Source organism: Thalassobaculum litoreum DSM 18839, from assembly GCF_900102465.1.
Lineage (GTDB): Bacteria > Pseudomonadota > Alphaproteobacteria > Thalassobaculales > Thalassobaculaceae > Thalassobaculum > Thalassobaculum litoreum.
Map to the genome: position 1 here is coordinate 171,531 of NZ_FNBW01000005.1, position 16,932 is coordinate 188,462.

Consider the following 16,932-nt stretch of genomic DNA (forward strand, 5'->3'; position numbering starts at 1 on the left):
CCGTCTCGTGCCGACCAGAGGGAACGCCTGTGAAAAACTCAAGAACCGTCCTGATCGACCGTCACCCGGGCCGCTCGGCCCAGACCATCGGGCTCGCCCGCGAGCTCGGCACCGACCCGGAGCTGATCCACGAGCCGTCCGTCGGCGTGGTCGGGACCAAGGGCGACAGCCAGTGCTATCTTGGCGTCCAGGCGAAGGTCGAGGCGATTCACCAGACCCTGAAGAGCCATGTCGGCTCCGAGGCCGACAAGCTGCGCCTGCGCCTCGTGCAGCCGGAATACACCATCGCCACCTCCGACGGCATCCGCAACGGCACCCGCGAGATGCGCTACTCGCTGATCGGCCGCGAAGTCACCCATGACGCGCTGTGCGAGCATCTGGAGGCCACGGGCCTGGCCGGCACCATCGCCGTCGTCGCCTGCGACAAGCCGCCGGTCGGCACGCTCGCGGCGATCCTGGAGCACAACCAGCCGGCCATCATCATGTCCGACGGGCCGATCCGTCCCGGCCACGATCCGAACACCGGCGAGGCGCTGGACATCGTCAGCGCCTACCAGGTCGCCGGCAATCCGGATGCCGAGTTCCGCCACCACATCTCCTGCCACGCCTGCCCGGGCTTCGGCAGCTGCGGCGGCATGTTCACCTACAACACGATGCAGACCTTCATCGGCGTGGTCGGCCTGCAGCCGCTGGAGATGGTCGCCCCGCCGTCGGACGATGCGCGCCGCCTGACCGAGTTCCCCGAGGTGCTGGTCAAGCACTTGGCGAACATGATCGAGAAGGACCTGAAGCCGCGCGACATCGTGGTGCGCGACAGCCTGCGCAACGCCATGATCGTGTCCATGGCGATTGGCGGCTCGACCAACGTCACCCTGCACGCGCCGGAGATCGCGCGGGCGGCCGGCTATGGCGATTTCTGGAAGGAGATCATCACGCCGGAGGAGTTCAACCACCTGTCCCAGCACGTGGTGCCGGTGCTGACCGACGCCCGCCCCTACGGCAAGTATTCGATGGTCGATATCGACGCGGTCGGCGGCGTGCAGGTGATCGTGCGCGAGCTGCTGGAGGCCGGGCTGCTGAACGGCGACGTGCTGACCTGCACCGGTGAGACCCTGGCCGAGCAGGTCGAGCGCCTGGAAACCAAGAAGGTGGACGGCAAGGTCATCTACCCGGTCGAAAATCCGTACAAGCCGACCGGTGGGCTGCGGGTGCTGGGCGGCAACCTGTCCCCGGACTTCTCCGCCATCCTGAAGCTCGCCGGCGTCGAGGTCGGGCTGGAGAACAACAAGTTCGTCGGCAAGGCGCGGGTGTTCGAGGGCGAGGCCGGCCTGCTCAAGGCGCTGGACGAGACCCCGGACAGCTTCGAGAACAACGACATGATCATCGTGCGTTACGAGGGTCCGAGCGGCGCGCCGGGCATGCCGGAGATGCTGGACCCGACCTCGCGCATCACCACACTGTGCCGCGAGCGGGGCATCGCGGTCGGCCTGATGACCGACGCCCGATTCTCCGGCGGCTCGGTGGGGCTGGTGATCGGCCATGTCGGTCCGGAAGCCGCGCTCGGCGGTCCGATCGCGCTGATCGAGGACGGGGACGAGATCGTCGCCGACCTCAACACCAACGAGCTGTCCTGCACCGCGCTGGACGATACGGCGACGCGGGAGGCCCGTCAGGCGAAATGGGACAAGGAGGTCGCCGACAATGGCGGCATCCACCCGAACTGCGGCATCGCCGATACCCGCCTGCTGCACCGCGCCCGCCATACGGCGGTGCCGGCGACCCGCGGCGGCGGCCTGCACCCGAACCGGGAGGTCTGGGTGCGCGACCCGCGCAATGCCGACCGCTCCGGCTTCTCGCCGAAGAACAGGTACCGGCCGCAAACCGACAAGACGTTCTGACCGACAGGACGTTCGGACCGACAGGGCACTCCCGCCCACAGGACGTTCTGGCCGGTCCGAGGCCCGACGACCGCCCCTCAACGCTTCAACCGCGTGGGGGGCGGCAGCGCGCCGCTCGCCTCCCCCGGCCGCGGGCCGGCCGCAGAGTGGCGGTCGGCGTTGAGATCGACCGGTATGGTCAGCGTTCCGGTGTACCCGTCCTCGGGGTCTCCCGACATCGACAGGGTCTGCTGCGCCAGTTGCTGCGGGGTGTTGTCGCGAAAGACGGTGTCCCTGGGTATGCCGACCCGGCGCAGGTTGCGCAGGGCGTCGCCATACGGGCCGCCGGTCCTGTAGACCTCGGCGGCTGCCATCTCCGGCAGGGCGATCTGCGACGTCAGCAGCGAGCGGGCACCGGCGACCGCCGCGTCGGCGCTTTCGAAGATCTCGAAATGGATATGCGGCCACCGTCCGGCATAGCAGCCGGGGACGATTGTGGTGACGCCGACCTCGCCGTCGGAATCGGTCACGCCGACCCCGCGCAGATAATTCGCGTCGGGCAGATCGTAGAGCGAATATCGACCGGCCGCGTCGCAGTGCCAGAGGTAGATCGCGTGGTCCTCCAGCGGCGTGCAGCCATCGGCATTGACCAGCGTCAGCTCCAGTTCCAGGGCGACCCCGTCGGCGACCGGCATCATCGGGCCGAAGGAGGAACGCAGGTCGTCGCGGACCACGCCGGCCCGGGGCAGCAGGTTGAGCGCCCGTCCGCCGCGTCCGTTCGAGCCGTCGGCGGGGAACGGGCCTTCGGTTTCCCAGGGAAGGGCGAAGCAGCGGGCCGCCTGGGCCGGCAGGCCGCCCGCTGCCGCGAGGCCGACACCTCCCAGGAGGGAGAGGGCCCGGCGCCGCCCGATCAGCCGCGGCAGATCGTGTTGGAAGCCGAGGTCGTGGTCCTCGATCGGTTGGCTCATGTGATGGTCCTCGATGTCCCGAGATGGGTGCCTACAGATATAGGACGCTCCGGCGACGGATATCCGTCCGTGCGGCAAATCGGCATCGGATACGTGGCAGGCGCGCCCAGCGGCGCAACGCCGGTCAGGCGGCGCTGACGGCCTTCGGCGGCAGGGTGTCCAGGTAGCGCGTGAGGCTGGCCACCGTCTCGGCACCGGCCGCCCTGAACTCCGCCGCGGCCTGTTCCAGAGCCGCCCGGTCGCCGGCGCGGGCCTGTTCCTCAAGCGTTCCGGCGAGGCAGCCGAGGTCCGACGCGCCGATATTCAGGCACAGGCCGCGGAGCGTGTGCAGGTTCTGGACAAGGACCGTCAGATCCTGCTCGGCGGCGGCCTTGAGGAAGTCCTCGGTGCGTTGATCGATCTCGGCGCAGGCCTCGCGGACCAGGTCGATGAAGGTGTCGCGCGGGGTCAGGGTGCGCAGGGTGGACAGGCGGGCGCGGTCGATCTGCCGGCTGACGCTCGCCTGATCGCGCACCGGGTCCGTTCCGCTCCGCTCCGCCTGAACCGGTTCCGGGACCTGATCGCCGGCCGATAGCGCAGCCGTCACGGTGCTCCGAAACGCGTCGAAGTCCATCGGCTTGGTCAGATAGCTGAAGAAGCCCTTGGCCATCCCCTTGGTGACCTCCTGCGGCATCGCCGCGGCGGTCAGGGCGATGACCGGGATGTCCCGGGTATCCGGATTGGCCAGGAGACGGGAGTGCACCTCGTGGCCGTGCAGATCCGGCAGATTCAGGTCGAGCACGATCACGTCGGGCAGCAGACTGGTGGCGCGCTCGATGCCTTCCAGGCCGGTTTCCGCCTGCACGAACGTGACGTCGGCCAGGGCGCTGACCGCGTGCTCGACGATGCGCATGTTGATCGGGTTGTCCTCGATGCACAGCAGGGTGAACCCGCCGACATCGGCAACGTCGGGATCGGCGAGGGCCGGGGTGGGAGCAGTGGCGGCAACGGAGGCGGGAGCAGCGGCGGTGGCGGAACCCGGCTCGGCGTCGATCTCGATCTCATGGCAGCGCGGCAGGCTCAGCCAGAACGTGCTGCCCGCCGGCTCGGCCGGCAGGTAGCCGATCTGGCCGGACATGGCGGTTACCAGTTTCTTGCTGAGCGCGAGGCCGATGCCGGTACCCTCGATATTGCCGAACTCGGCCCCCAGCCGTTCGAAGGGCGCGAACAGGCGGGCCGCCTTGTGGGCGGAGATGCCGGGGCCGGAATCGGTGACCAGGATGGTGGTCTGGTCGTCGTCCTGCTCCACATGAACCTGCACGAACCCGTTCGGTTTGTTGTACTTGATGGCGTTGGACAGCAGGTTCAGCAGGACCTGGACGGAGCGCTGGCTGTCGGCCCGCACGTTGCCGACATGCGGGGGGATCTCCACCTGCAGTTCGATCGAGCGATGGTCGGCCAGGGGCCGGACGCTCTCCACGGCGCGCTCGATCATCTGGCGCACGTCGAGGCTCTCCAGGCTCACCTTCATGCGGCCGGCTTCGACGCTGGAGAGGTCGAGCACGTCGTTGACGAGACCCAACAGGAGTTGGCCGCTGGAGACGATGTAGCCGCTGTATTCGGTCACCTGTTCGCTGGAGAGCGCGCGGGCCTTGGCGCGCTGCAGGATCTCGCCGAAGCCGATGATCGCGTTCAGCGGTGTCCGCAACTCGTGGCTCATGCTCGCCAGGAAGTCCGACTTGGCCTTGTTGGCGGCGTCGGCGGCGTCGCGGGCCTGGCGGATCTCCTCATAGGCCATCTCGCGGTCGGTCACGTCGAAGCGCAGAAGCACCCGGCCGCCGTCCGACGTCATGCGCTCGACCATTTCGATGGCACGGCCGTTGATATGGACCTGGGTCGTGGAGTTCGCCGCCATGTGGCGATTCATCCGCCAACGGATCCAGCCCTCCGGATCCTCGCGCGCCTCCTCGATGAACCCCCGCTCCACGACGCGGCGCACGATGGTCTCGAAAGTGTCGCCCAGACGTTCAACGAAGCCGTGGCCGGTGGGCTGCTGCGACGGGGCGTTCTGGTAGATCAGTTCATCGGCTTCGTTGAACAGCATGAAGCCGCCGGGGATCGCGTCCGTGGCATCCCTCAGACGTTCCTTGGCGTCGACGAAGTCGGTGATGTCGCGGGCACTGCCGCGATACCCGGTAAAGGTGCCGTCGGCGTCGAAGATCGGCACGCCGCTGGTCCGGATCCAGCGGATGCCGCTGGGCGAGCGCCGGGGATACTCGAAATCGGAGAACGGCAGATGCTGCTCCAGGGTTTTCTGATGCTCCTGGACGCTGTTCGGGTCCGACATGAGCTCCCGTGCGCACATGTCGATACGCCGCTTGCCCATATGCCATTGGGCCGAGGCGTGGGAGGTATGTTCGACCGCCCGCGACATCCACACCATCCGGTGCTCGGCGTCGGTTTCCCAGAACCAGTCGCTCGAGGCCTCGGCGTAATCGCGGAAACGCGCTTCGCTATATCTCAGCCGATTGGCCACCGCTTCTCGACGGTCGATCTGGATGTAAAGCGCAATGGCGACCGCCACGAGCAGAATGATCACCAGCAGCAGCCGCCAGAGACCGCCGGCCGCCACGTCGTAGAAGTCGGCCAGGGCGTCCGGTCGTTGGACAGAGGTGGTCAGAACGAAGCGCCGATCCGCCGTCGTCGCATAGCCGACGATCGGGGAGGCATCGCCCTGCAATTGCTCGGAAGCGAGAATGCCTGAGCCGGTCGCCTCGATGGCTCCGGCTCTGAAGACGGGCTGTGACGACTCGGCACCCGGGCCTGCCGGATGCCGGGCAAGCACCGAGCCGTTGAGCCGCGACAGAGTCACCACGGCATCGAGACCCAGATCGGCTGCCGAGAATACCTGAGTGAAGTAGAGGGGATCGACCGTTCCGTAGACCAGGCCCGCGAAGGCGCCATTCTGATCGGCCATGCTGCGGCCGGCGAAGAAAATGTCGGCGTCGAGGACGGCCGAATAGAACTGTTCGGATATAAAGGGGGGCGCGTCGGGATTGTTGACGCTGCGCAGGATACGGAAGCCGGTCGTGTTGGCGATATTCAGCGGACTCGGGCTCGCCGAATCCGACGTGGCGAGCCGGGTGCCATCGCCGTCGACCCAGCCCACCGACCGCAGTACCGGCGTGCCGCCATGGACCGCCAGGAGCATCCGGTGGATGGACTGCGCGCTCAACTGGCCGGCCTCAGCCTCCTGGCGGATTCTGGTGATTTCCCGCAGGGCCGCGTCGATGCCGTCGAACACGCGCTCGGTGTGCTTGACCAGCAGCTCCGAGGTGCGGCGCGCGCTGTCCTGCGTCCGGGCCATCTCATCATGATAGAGATTCCACTTGTCCCAGGCGAAGGAGGCGACGAGCGCGATCAAGCCGATCGCCGCGCCGATCAGAACCTGATGCTTCGGTCTCACGCTCTGCCAGGAAACGCTCAATATTAAGCTCCATCGAACAGTATTCGACAGAGTTTTGATGCATTTCGATTAGCAATCCCTTAACGGCGGGACGATTTCAGGCAGGTCCAGGCCAGGGCACAGAGCCGTTTGTCGGCGCGCTCCCGGTTCTCACCAGTCCTTGTGGGACGCAGGCGGTCAGCCGTAATCGACCGGGGTTGCGTCGCGGCCCTCGCGGTGCCACTGCCAGTAGGTATCCTTCAGCCGGGCAGAGATAGGGCCGGGTCGGTCGTTGGACAGGATCGTGCCGTCGATGCGGGAGGCCGGCATCACCCCGCCGGCGGTGGTCGAGGTGAAGATCTCGTCGGCTTCGCGCAGCTCGTCGGCGGTGATCGCCCGGATCTCCCAGGGGATGCCGAGGTCGTCGCACAGGTCGAACACCGTCTGCCGGGTGATCCCCTCCAGCGCGCCGCGGTCCGGAGAGACGACGGCGCCAGCCTTGACCATGAACACGTTGAAGCCCGGGCCCTCGGTCACCAGGCCGTCGGAATCGAGCAGAACGGCGTTGTCGGCGCCGGCATCCTCGGCCTCGAACATGGCGCGGACCAGATCGCCCCAATGGAAGTTCTTGATGGTGGGGTCGACGCTTTCCGGCGCGATGCGCGGGGTTTTGGCGACAATGAGGTGGGCGCCGCGCTCCTGCACGTCGGCCGGGATCACGTCGATCCACGGGATGGCATAGGCGTAGAAGCGGTTCTGCATCGCGCTGGGCCGGCGCGGCATGCCGGGCAGGGGCACACCCCGCGTCGCGATCATCGCCACATAGGCTTCGCGCAGGCCTGACAGGCGCACGCATTGGGTCAGGATTTCGGCGATCTCGCCGCGGTCATGGGGCAGCGACATGCGCAGCCCGGCCACGGATCTCTCGAACCGTGCCAGGTGGTGGTCCAGGCGGAAGAACGCCCCGCCCCACACATGTACAACGTCATAGGTGACGTCGGACTTGCCGAAGCCCCAGTCCATGATCGAAATCGACGCCTCGCCGGCGGGCACATAGCGGCCGTTGCAGAAGGCGGCGCCCTTCGAGAAGTCGGCGTCGGTCTGATGAGCGGGTGCGGTCAGATCGTTCATGGCGGATCCCCTTCATGCGTTCCCACATAGAGTGCGCCTGCGCTAGGACTCAGGAAAATAGCGAAAATGCCGAAGGGAGAGCCCGCATGCCCCAGGACCACATCACCGCAGAGACCCTGGTCGACCGCGAGAAGATCAAGACGCTGAAGGCCCAGTACTGCCGGTTCCTCGACACCAAGCAGTGGGTGCGGCTGCGCGGCCTGTTCCTGGAGGAGGCGACGTTCGAGGGATTCGGCTCGGCGCCCACCGGCTCCACCGCCGCCCAGTTCGTCGCCGGCGCCAGCGGGCGGCTGCAGGAGGCCCTGACCGTGCATCACTGCCATATGGCGGAGATCGCCTTCGACGGCCCGGACCGGGCGCGGGCGGTCTGGGCCATGGTCGATGTTGTGCAGTTCCTCGACGGGCGCGAGCCGATCGAGGCGCCGGGCCATACCGGCTTCACCGGCTACGGACACTACGAGGATTCCTACCGAAGGATAGACGGGGTCTGGTACTTCGCCACCAAGCGGCTGTCGCGCATCCGCATCGATCCGATACCGCGTGACAATCCGGCGGCACTGACCAACCGGCTGAAGGCATATGCCGACTGGGTCGGGTTCGCGGAAGGCTGACGGGGGCGTGGCCGGTCAGGCGTCGGTACCGGTCCGACCGACGGGCAGGTCGGCCATGTGCCGGTCGGTGATGTGCCCGTCGGTGATTTGCCGGTTGGCGGGCAGGTAGACGGTGACCCGGGTGCCGACCCCCACCTCGCTGTGCAGGACAAGCTCGCCGCCATGCAGCTCGGCCATCTTACGGGCCAGCGGCAGGCCGAGCCCCGTCCCCTTCTGCAGATGGGGCGACACGCCCTCCGCCCGGCCGAACGGCTCCATCACCTGGTCCAGGAACTCGGCGGGGATGCCGGGACCGGTATCTTCGACGACGAAGGCGACGCGCCCGTCGGGGGCGATGCGGGCCTCGATCGACACCGTGCCGTCGGCCGGCGTGTGCTTCACCGCGTTGCCCAGCAGGTTGATCAGGATCTGCCGCATCTTCACCGGATCGATCCGCAGCGTCATGCTGTTGCGGTCCATCCGGCTCTCGAGCCGCACGCCGCCGTCATGGGCGAGGGGGGCGATGACCCGCAGGGTTTCGGCCAGCAGCGCCGCGATGTCGGTGGGCTCGTCCACCAGCGTCTCGCGGCCGACCTCGATCCGGGCGATGTCCAGCAGGTCGTTGATCACCTTGAGCAGGTGCTGGCCGCTGTAGTGGATATCGTCGGCGAAACTCTTGTAACGGACGGGCGTGATCCGGCCGAAGAGTTCCCGGGACATGATCTCGGAGAAGCCGAGGATGGCGTTGAGCGGGGTTCTGAGTTCGTGGCTCATGGACCACAGGAACTGGGTTTTGGAGTCGTTGGCGCGGTCCGCCTCGCGCTTGGCGATCTCCAGTTCCAGGGTCCGCTCCTGCACCCTCTGTTCCAGTTCCTGGTTCAGGGTGGCCAGCGCGCTTTCCGACGCCTGGATCCGCTCGACGGAGTCCTGCAGTTGCCGCTCGCGTTCGGTTTCCGACAGCACGAGGTTGTTATAGGCGCCGACCACCAGACCCATCTCGTCGCGGCTGTTCCACGGGATGACGCTGCGCGACCCGGATCTGGCCGAGTGCAGGATGCCGTCTGTCAGGCGGTTGAGCGGACGCCAGATGAGGAAGCGGTAGGACACCCCGCCGGCGACCAGCACGGCGAAGAAGGCGACGGAAATCGCCGCCAGGCCGAGCAGCATCTCCAGGTTCCGGAGCTTGACCAGCTCCGCGTCGGTGAAGCCGGCGCGCAGGATCCAGGTGCCCTTGTCGTCGACCGGGATTTCGAAATAGTGCCCTTCCTGTCCCGCGACGCAGCCCTGGCTGGCGGGCAGGGCGGCGACGACGGAGGTCCCGTTTCTCAGCTCGGCGCACAGAAAGGCCCGATCGGCGGCGAGGGGCGCCATCAGGTCGCCGGCCAGAGCCGGATCGACATAGGCGCCGTGCCGTTCGATCGCGCCGGCGGCCCGGGCGGACAGGTTGCCGACACGGGCGGTCAGCATGGCGTCGTCCGCCTGGTGCATCAGGCTGAAGATCAGCCAGGCGCACGGCACGATGATCAGCAGAAAGGCGAAACTGACGATGGCAAGGAACCGGATATGCAGCCGCTGCGGCCATGGCGGCCGCGACGGGATATTCCGGTCCTGCATTGCCTGGCCAGCTCGGGTCACGGCTACCTCGTAACCTTCCCGGCGGCCATCAGGTCCTGGAGCAGGGCGCGATCGGCCACGGCGGTGTGGAACACCGTGTAGCTGCCGCCCTGGCGGGCCATGTAGTAGTCGATCGGAACGTTGTTGCCGGCGTCGTCGCGGAAGTCGAAGCACAGCACGAAGTGCTCGCCGTAGATCAGGATCATCGGATGGGCTGTAACCGGGTGCAGCCGCTGCACCTCGCCGCTGGCACGGTCGAGATGGAGGATCGCGCCGTCGACCAGGGTACGGTCGATATGACGCTGCATCGCCGCCTGGAGTGCCGCCTTCTCCGTCAGGGACGGCGAGGTCTCGGCGGAGGCAGGACCGGCTCCCAGCCCAAGCAGGGCCGCGACCAGAAGGATCGTGCGTATCGCATTCATCGGGAGTCACTCATCACCGTTGCACTGCAACGCAAAATGCATGCGGTGACTTAAGAAACGATGAAGTCGACTGGCGAGGGCCCGACGCGGAGCCGCGGCTGGCTCTAAGGGGCGAGCATGCCTTTGAGGGTCTCCACCAGCCTGGTCTCCTCGACGACGACCTGTTCGCCTGTAGCCAGGGTCTTCACCTGCCAGGTGCCGGCGGCGAATTCGTCCTCACCTGCTACGAGAGCCAGTTTGAAGCCCTTGCGGTCGGCGTATTTGAACTGCTGGCCGACCTTGCGCTGCTCGGTCGCCACCTCCGCGCCGATGCCCGCCTTGCGCAGGAGGCCGGCCACGGTGAGGTAGCGGTCGAGCTTGCCCTGATCGAGCACGGTGACCAGTACCGGCGCGGTGGTCGCCTGCTCCACCGGCAGCAGTCCGGCTTCCATCAGGCGGGTGACCAGACGGGTCAGGCCGATGGAGATCCCCACGCCCGGCAGCTTGCGGCTGGTGTAGAGCCCGGCCAGGTTCTCGTAGCGCCCGCCGGAGCAGATGCTGCCGATGGACGGGTGGTCGACCAGGGTCGTCTCATAAACCGTGCCGGTGTAGTAGCTGAGGCCGCGGGCGACGGAGAGATCGAGAATGAAGGTCTCCGGGGTCAGGCCAAGGCTGGCGGCGGCGCGGGCGACGGTGGTGAGTTCCTCGACCCCGCCCTTGTAGGTCTCGTTCAGGCTGTCGGCCGGCGCCAGGGAGAGCAGCTTCTCGATCACCTCCTCGGCCGGGCCGCGCAGGGAGACGTAGGCCATGATCTGGTCGAGCTGCCTGTCCTCGAGCGTGTAGGTCTCGGCCAGTTCCTTGCGGATCTCGTCGGGGCCGACCTTGTCGATCTTGTCGATCACCCGCATGGCGTCGGAGATCGACTCCGACGGGATGCCGGTGCCCGACAGGAAACCCTCCAGCAGCTTGCGGTTGCTCATGCGGATCTGGAACGGCCCGATATTCATTTCCTTGAAGATGCCGTCGATGATCGCCGGGATCTCCGCATCGGTGATCAGGCTGAGCGTCTGGTCGCCGACCACGTCGATGTCGCACTGGATGAATTCGCGGTAGCGCCCGGCCTGCGCCCGCTCGCCGCGCCACACGGGTTGGATCTGGTAGCGGCGGAACGGGAAGACGAGCTCGCCCGCATGCTGGGCGACGAAGCGGGCCATCGGCACGGTCAGATCGAAGCGCAGGGCGAAGTCGGTGTCCTCGCCGCCATCGGCCAGCCGGTGCACGCCATAGACCTGTCGGTCGACGCTGTCGCCGCCTTCCTTGGCCAGCAGCACCTCGCGCAGCTCGAAGGCGGGCGTGCTCAGCGGCACCGCACCGGCCAGCTCGAAATGCTTGCGCACGATCTCGACGCAGCGGTTGAAGGTGATCTGCTCGGCGGGCAGGAACTCCCGCAGGCCGCTGATGGAACGGGGGCGAATCATGATCTGCCGCTTCCCTTGTCGATGTGCGTTTCGGCGCTCGGTGTCGCGAGGACCCTTGAACTAGAAGTTTGGACGGGCGGGGGCAATAGGAGAGTGGGGGGCAGCCTTTGTCCTGGGTTATCCTGAACTCGCTTCAGGACCTCCATGGTCAGCCCGATCGAGGCCTAGCATCGGGGCAGTGCCGGCGGCGGGAGATCCTGAACCGAGTTCAGGATGACGGGAAAGGGAAGAGTTTCACCCCCATCTAGCTCACCCCAAGCTACGTCATCCCGGACAGGCCCGGACGTGATCCGGGGCTGGGCCGGGACCCAGAGCAGCCGCGTGCGCCAGGTCCCGGCCGACCCCCGGATCACGTCCGGCGGCCGCCGGGATGACGGTAAGGGAGAGAGTGGCGGCTACCCCCGCTTCGCCGCCGTCGCCGCCGCGTCCACGTTGCCATCCTCGGCGATAACCACGCCGAAAGCCTCTTCCGCCGTTTTCACCGAGATCAACCCGTCGAGCACGTCGTCGGCCACCGCCTGCGGGTCGCGGGTCATCGGGTCGCCGTAGCCGCCGCCGGCCGGGCCGAGGCAGCGGAAGCGGTCGCCCTTGGCGATGCGCATATGCGGGACCTTCGACGGTAGCTCGCGCACGTTCCCGGAGGGCGTGTGCAGCCGCAGCTCCGCCTGTTTGCCGCTGGCCCCGCCGTCGAAACCCCATGGGGCGAAGCCGTGGCCCTCGCCCTCGACCGACGCGCCGCCATCGGCCAGATACTCGAACTCGCGCACCGAGCCGAGGCCGCCGCGCCATTTGCCGGCGCCGACCGCATCCTCGCGCAGCTCGTAGCGCGAGACCCGCAGGGGCAGGTGAGTCTCGATATCCTCGATCGGGTTGTTGCGGGTATTGGCGTAGAGCGTGTCCACCGCGTCCATGCCGTCGCTGCCGTGGCGGCCGCCATAGCTGCCCTCGAAGATCTCCATATGGACCCAGTGCTTGCCGGCGTTGAGCCCGGAGAAGGCGATGACCTTCAGGTTGCCGATCCCGGCCGACACGTTGTGCGGCATCGCCTGGGCGAGCGCCTTCATCACCGTGTCGGCGAGCTGGTTGCCGGGGCAGAAGCGGGCGATGGTCGGGGCCGGGAAGATCGGGTTGGCGAGGCACCCATACGGCGCCTTGATCTTGATCGGCCGGGTCAGCCCGTCGTTGACCGGAATATGCCCGTGCACGGCGGTGTCCAGCAGCACCGAGCGGATGGTCAGCCAGATGGCGATGTCGGCGGTGCCGACCAGCGGCATGTTGATCGGCGCGTCGTCCACCTGATCGGCCGTGCCCTCCAGATCCACCTCGATCTCGTCGCCGCGCACCCGCAGGGTGACGCAGATCGGCAGCTCCTTCTTCTTCGGGTCGTCGGAATCCAGGAACCCGTCGATATAGGTGGTGGCCGAATAGTCGCCGTCCGGCAGCTTGGCGATGGCGCCGCGCATCAGCCGCTCGGCATGGTCCATCGCCCCCTCGCAGGCGGCCTCCAGGGTCTCCACCCCGTAGCGCGTCATCAGCTCCTCGAAGCGCTTGGCGCCGATGCGGGCGGCGGCGATCTGTGCCTCCATGTCCCCGACCACCATGTCGGAGACGCGGATGTTGTCGCGCAGGATGTGCCAGACCGGCTCGACCTTCACCCCCTGGTCGTAGACCTTGATCGCCTTGAACTGCAGGCCTTCGGCATAGGCGTCGATGGCGTCGACGATGCCGCAGCTTCCCGGGGTCAGCGCGCCAATATCCAGGTGGTGGGCGGTGGTGCCGGCCCAGGCGATCAGCCGCTCGCCGTGGAAGATCGGCACCATGAAGGCGACGTCGGGGCCGTGGCTGGCGCCGGAATACGCGTCGTTATGCATGATCACGTCGCCCGGCCGAACGATTTCGCCGCGCTCGGACAGGATCTTGTTGATGCCATGGATATAGCCGGGGATCGGGCCGGACTGCAGCGGGGTGGACTGCGCACTTTCGGCGAGGCCGCGGCCGCTCGCGTCGACCAGGCCGGCGCCGAAATCCTCCGACTCCCGGATGATCGAGGAGTAGGACATCCGCATCAGCCGATAGCCCATTTCCACCGCGATGTTCTCCAGCGCGCCCTGGACGACGGCGATGGTGACCGGATCGACGCCCGGTTTGCTCTGGATGGACATCACGCGTCTCCCTTGGTCAGCAGCAGGTTGCCGGCGGCATCGGCGCGGGCGGTCCAGCCGGGCGGGACCACGGTCGTCGTGTCGGTCTGCAGGATCACCGCCGGGCCGCGCACGTCGGTGTCCAGCGGCAGCTTGAAGCGGTCGAGGAAGGCGGTGGGCAGGGGGGTCACGCCTTCGGGTGTGGCGAAGACGGCCTCGCCCTGGTGCACGGTGGCGGCTTCGACGCTGTCGCCGCCGGGGAAGCTCGGCGGGGCGATCTTCGCGGCCTCGCCATTGGCGGTGACGCGGATGTTGACGATCTCCACCGGGCTGCCGGGGAAGGCGTGGCCGTACTCCGCCTCGTGCGCGGCGGCAAAGGCGGCGAGCACCTGTTTGACCACGGACTCGGTGACCACGCCGCCGGGGAAGGCGACCCGCAGTTCGTAGCCCTGGCCGACATAGCGCAGATCGCCGGCGCGTTTGTAGCCGACGCTGGCCGGATCGACCTTGTCGGCGGCGAGCTGGGCGCCGAGATCGGCCTCCATCGCCGCGAAATCGGCGTTCAGCCGGGTCAGGTCGATATCGGTTGAGACCTGGAACTCGGTCTTCACCGCGTCGTATTTCAGGTCGGTGGTCAGCAGCCCGACCGCCGAGGTGATGCCCGGCCAGGCGGGGACCAGCACGGTGGGGATGTCCAGCAGGTCGGCCACGTCCGCGGCATGCAGCGGCCCGGCGCCGCCGAAGGCCACCAGGGCGAAATCGCGGGGATCGAGCCCCTTCTGCACCGTGCGCGAGCGGATGGCGTTGGCCATGTTGGCGTTGACGATGGTCAGGATGCCGGCCGCCGTCTCATGCACGCCGAGCCCGACCTTGTCGGCGAAACCGGAGATGACCTTCCGGGAGGCGTCCACGTCGAGGGACATCTCGCCGCCCAGGAAGTTCTTCGGGTCGAGCCGGCCGAGCACCACATGGGCGTCGGTCACGGTCGGCTGGTCGCCGCCATGGCCGTAGGCGGCCGGGCCGGGCCGCGCGCCGGCGCTGCGCGGACCGACCCGCATCGCACCACCGGCGTCCACGTGGGCGATCGAGCCGCCGCCGGCGCCGATGGTGTGGATGTCGATCATCGGCGCCAGCACCGGATAGCCGCCGATCCAGGTGTCGCGGGCCGTCGCCTCGGCGAAGGCCCCGTCCACGGTAATGCCGATATCCGCCGAGGTGCCGCCGATATCCAGGGTGATCAGGGATTCGTGGCCGGAGAGAGCGCCGCTCCATGCGCCGCCGAGCACACCGGCCGCCGGACCGGAGAGCAGGGTTAGGATCGGCTTCTCCGCCACCATCTTCGCCGTCGCCGCCCCACCGTTCGAGCCCATCACATGCAGGTCGCAGCCGAGCCCGCTGTCGCGCATGGCGCTTTCCAGGTGGCTGACATAGTCGCGCACCTTGGGGCCGATGAAGGCGTTCATCGCCGCCGTGGTGAAGCGCTCGAACTCGCGGAACTGCGGGGCGACCAAAGCCGAGGTGGTCACGAAGGCGTCCGGATGCTCCTCGATGACGATCTCGCGCGCCCGCTCCTCGTGCGCCGGGTTGAGGTAGGAGAACAGGAAGCCGATGGCGATGGCTTTCACCCCCGCTTCCCTCAACTCGCGGGCGGCCCGGCGCACCGCGTCCTCGTCCAGCGGCATCAGCACCTCGCCGCGCGGCGGCGCCAGGCGCTCGGTCACGGTCTTGCGGTGGCGGCGCTTGACCAGTGGGCGGTCCTGCCAGGGGATCTCCTGCATGATGGAGTAGTGCTGCGGGCGCTGATGGCGGCCGATATGCAGGATGTCGCGGTAGCCCTCGGTGGTGATCAGCCCGGCCTCCACCCCGTCATATTCCAGCACCGCGTTGGTCGCGATGGTGGTGCCGTGCATCAGGTGATCGATGCTGGCCGGATCGACACCGACCCGCCGGCAGAGCTCCACCGCGCCCTCGACCACGCCGCGCGACGGGTCGTCGGGAGTGGTCGGCGTCTTGTGGATCACCGTCTCGCCCCTGTCGGTGTCCGTATAGACCAGATCGGTGAACGTCCCGCCGACATCGACGCCAATCAGTTTCATGCCTGTCTCCGCGCCCGGACGGGCGGCTTTGGGTGGGAGCGTTCCGGTTACTCGGCTGCTTTGAGGGGGGGCTGCGGTGCATGGCGGGCGAGGGCGCCGGAATAGGATTTCACCCGGGGCGGGGCATAGGCGCCGCGCTTACAGGTCTTCAGACCGAGCCCGACCAGCGCCTCGGCGAACTTCACCGCCGCGGCCACCCCGTCGATCACCGGCACGCCCGTCTCCCGGGTCAGCGCGTCGGCCAGATCCGTCATGCCGGCGCAGCCCAGCAGCACCGCCTCGGCTCGGTCCTCCTCGATGGCGGCGAGCACCTGTTCGCGGACCTTCGCGGCCGCAGCCCCGCCTTCCTCCTCCAGCGCCAGGACCGGAATGGAGGCGGCGCGGACCCGGCGGCAGTGGCGCTCGAAGCCGTATTTCAGGGCCAGCGCCTCGATGATCGGGATCGCGCGGTCCAGGGTGCTGACCACCGAGAAACCGTGGCCGACCATGGAGGCGGCCGCCATCGCCGCCTCGCAGATGCCGACCACCGGCACGTCGACAATCTCGCGGCAGGCCTCCAGGCCCGGGTCGTCGAAACAGGCGATCACCACCGCATCGGCGCCGGCGGCCACACCCTTCCGCGTTTCCTCCAGCAGGCCCGGCAGGCAGAACGCCTCGTCGTAATGTCCCTCGATGCTGACCGGTCCGTCGGCCGGGTTCAGAGCGACGATCTCCGTACCGGGTGCCGCGACCGCCACCGCGGTCTCCCGGATCTTGTCGGTCATGGAGGCGGTGGTGTTGGGGTTGATGACGAGGATGCGCATGATCAGACCAGTTCTCCTCGGTTCTCCCTCGGCCGTTCTCCGGGTCGTTCCCCGGGCCGTTCCCAGGGCGTCGACGGCGCGGATCGCGAAAAGGACGACATCGAACAGCAGTGTATTCAGCGATCCGCCCGCCTGGGAAGGGCGCGCGATCCCTCCCGGAATCGGCCGAAGCCCTCCGCCGTCGGATCGCGAAGCAGGTTCCGTGCCATGGGCTGAGGCCCGGTTTCCCGCCATTTCCAGTCTGCAAATCAACGGCTTCGCCCAATATTTGGGCAGGTGGTGGGCGGATTGCGGCCAATCGGCCGGTGCCGTGTCCAAACGCGCTCTATACGTGCGGACCGTTCGGTAGCCAGGCGGGTAAGGCCACCAATCGATCCCCTGAAATCGGAAAACGGCTGGACGCATTGGT

11 protein-coding genes are annotated in these 16,932 nt (G+C 67.7%); 2 read left to right on the top strand and 9 right to left on the bottom strand.

The annotated features are described in order from the left end of the window. Positions 1–29 precede the first annotated feature (29 nt). On the top strand, positions 30–1,898 hold the full coding sequence (locus BLS34_RS09660) for a dihydroxy-acid dehydratase domain-containing protein (RefSeq protein WP_215906076.1): 1,869 nt from the start codon (positions 30–32) through the stop codon (positions 1,896–1,898). 77 nt (positions 1,899–1,975) lie between these two features. Here the strand turns inward: BLS34_RS09660 and BLS34_RS09665 are convergent, their stop codons facing one another. The 3 genes from BLS34_RS09665 to BLS34_RS09675 all read right to left on the bottom strand — a co-directional run bounded on the left by BLS34_RS09665 (position 1,976) and on the right by BLS34_RS09675 (position 7,400). After that, positions 1,976–2,845, bottom strand: a complete 870-nt coding sequence (locus BLS34_RS09665) for a dioxygenase family protein (protein ID WP_093149920.1) — start codon at positions 2,843–2,845, stop codon at positions 1,976–1,978. Between the two features lie 124 nt (positions 2,846–2,969). Then, positions 2,970–6,311, bottom strand: a complete 3,342-nt coding sequence (locus BLS34_RS09670; RefSeq protein ID WP_139189206.1) for an ATP-binding protein — start codon at positions 6,309–6,311, stop codon at positions 2,970–2,972. Positions 6,312–6,467: 156 nt separating this feature from the next. Further along, positions 6,468–7,400: an aminotransferase class IV gene (locus BLS34_RS09675; protein ID WP_093149923.1), complete on the bottom strand. Its 933-nt coding sequence runs from the start codon at positions 7,398–7,400 to the stop codon at positions 6,468–6,470. A gap of 86 nt (positions 7,401–7,486) precedes the next feature. Between BLS34_RS09675 and BLS34_RS09680 the strand changes: the two genes are divergently transcribed. Continuing rightward, on the top strand, positions 7,487–8,011 hold the full coding sequence (locus tag BLS34_RS09680; protein ID WP_215906077.1) for a nuclear transport factor 2 family protein: 525 nt from the start codon (positions 7,487–7,489) through the stop codon (positions 8,009–8,011). Positions 8,012–8,026: 15 nt separating this feature from the next. Here BLS34_RS09680 and BLS34_RS09685 read toward each other — a convergent pair whose 3' ends face one another. From BLS34_RS09685 to BLS34_RS09710, 6 genes are all read right to left on the bottom strand, one after another. Further along, positions 8,027–9,625 (bottom strand): sensor histidine kinase, encoded by a 1,599-nt coding sequence (locus BLS34_RS09685; protein ID WP_139189208.1) that lies wholly within the window; start codon positions 9,623–9,625, stop codon positions 8,027–8,029. A 2-nt stretch (positions 9,626–9,627) separates the two neighbouring features. Next, a complete protein-coding gene (locus tag BLS34_RS09690) occupies positions 9,628–10,026 on the bottom strand; it encodes a hypothetical protein (protein WP_028792714.1) in 399 nt (132 codons plus the stop codon). 104 nt (positions 10,027–10,130) lie between these two features. Beyond that, positions 10,131–11,483 (bottom strand): histidine--tRNA ligase, encoded by a 1,353-nt coding sequence (gene hisS, locus BLS34_RS09695; protein ID WP_093149927.1) that lies wholly within the window; start codon positions 11,481–11,483, stop codon positions 10,131–10,133. A gap of 395 nt (positions 11,484–11,878) precedes the next feature. Continuing rightward, on the bottom strand, positions 11,879–13,645 hold the full coding sequence (locus BLS34_RS09700; RefSeq protein ID WP_093149929.1) for a hydantoinase B/oxoprolinase family protein: 1,767 nt from the start codon (positions 13,643–13,645) through the stop codon (positions 11,879–11,881). Beyond that, on the bottom strand, positions 13,645–15,720 hold the full coding sequence (locus tag BLS34_RS09705; RefSeq protein ID WP_093149930.1) for a hydantoinase/oxoprolinase family protein: 2,076 nt from the start codon (positions 15,718–15,720) through the stop codon (positions 13,645–13,647). Before BLS34_RS09705 ends, BLS34_RS09700 begins: the two co-directional genes overlap by 1 nt. Positions 15,721–15,767: 47 nt before the next feature. Beyond that, positions 15,768–16,523 (bottom strand): aspartate/glutamate racemase family protein, encoded by a 756-nt coding sequence (locus BLS34_RS09710; RefSeq protein ID WP_093149933.1) that lies wholly within the window; start codon positions 16,521–16,523, stop codon positions 15,768–15,770. Positions 16,524–16,932 lie beyond the last annotated feature (409 nt).

Excerpts from the sequence above, each read along its gene's own strand:
- BLS34_RS09665 (WP_093149920.1), bottom strand. The coding sequence starts at position 2,845 with ATGAGCCAACCGATCGAGGACCACGACCTCGGCTTCCAACACGATCTG.
- BLS34_RS09675 (WP_093149923.1), bottom strand. The coding sequence starts at position 7,400 with ATGAACGATCTGACCGCACCCGCTCATCAGACCGACGCCGACTTCTCG.
- BLS34_RS09680 (WP_215906077.1), top strand. The coding sequence starts at position 7,487 with ATGCCCCAGGACCACATCACCGCAGAGACCCTGGTCGACCGCGAGAAG.
- BLS34_RS09690 (WP_028792714.1), bottom strand. The coding sequence starts at position 10,026 with ATGAATGCGATACGCACGATCCTTCTGGTCGCGGCCCTGCTTGGGCTG.
- hisS (WP_093149927.1), bottom strand. The coding sequence starts at position 11,483 with ATGATTCGCCCCCGTTCCATCAGCGGCCTGCGGGAGTTCCTGCCCGCC.
- BLS34_RS09700 (WP_093149929.1), bottom strand. The coding sequence starts at position 13,645 with ATGTCCATCCAGAGCAAACCGGGCGTCGATCCGGTCACCATCGCCGTC.
- BLS34_RS09705 (WP_093149930.1), bottom strand. The coding sequence starts at position 15,720 with ATGAAACTGATTGGCGTCGATGTCGGCGGGACGTTCACCGATCTGGTC.
- BLS34_RS09710 (WP_093149933.1), bottom strand. The coding sequence starts at position 16,523 with ATGCGCATCCTCGTCATCAACCCCAACACCACCGCCTCCATGACCGAC.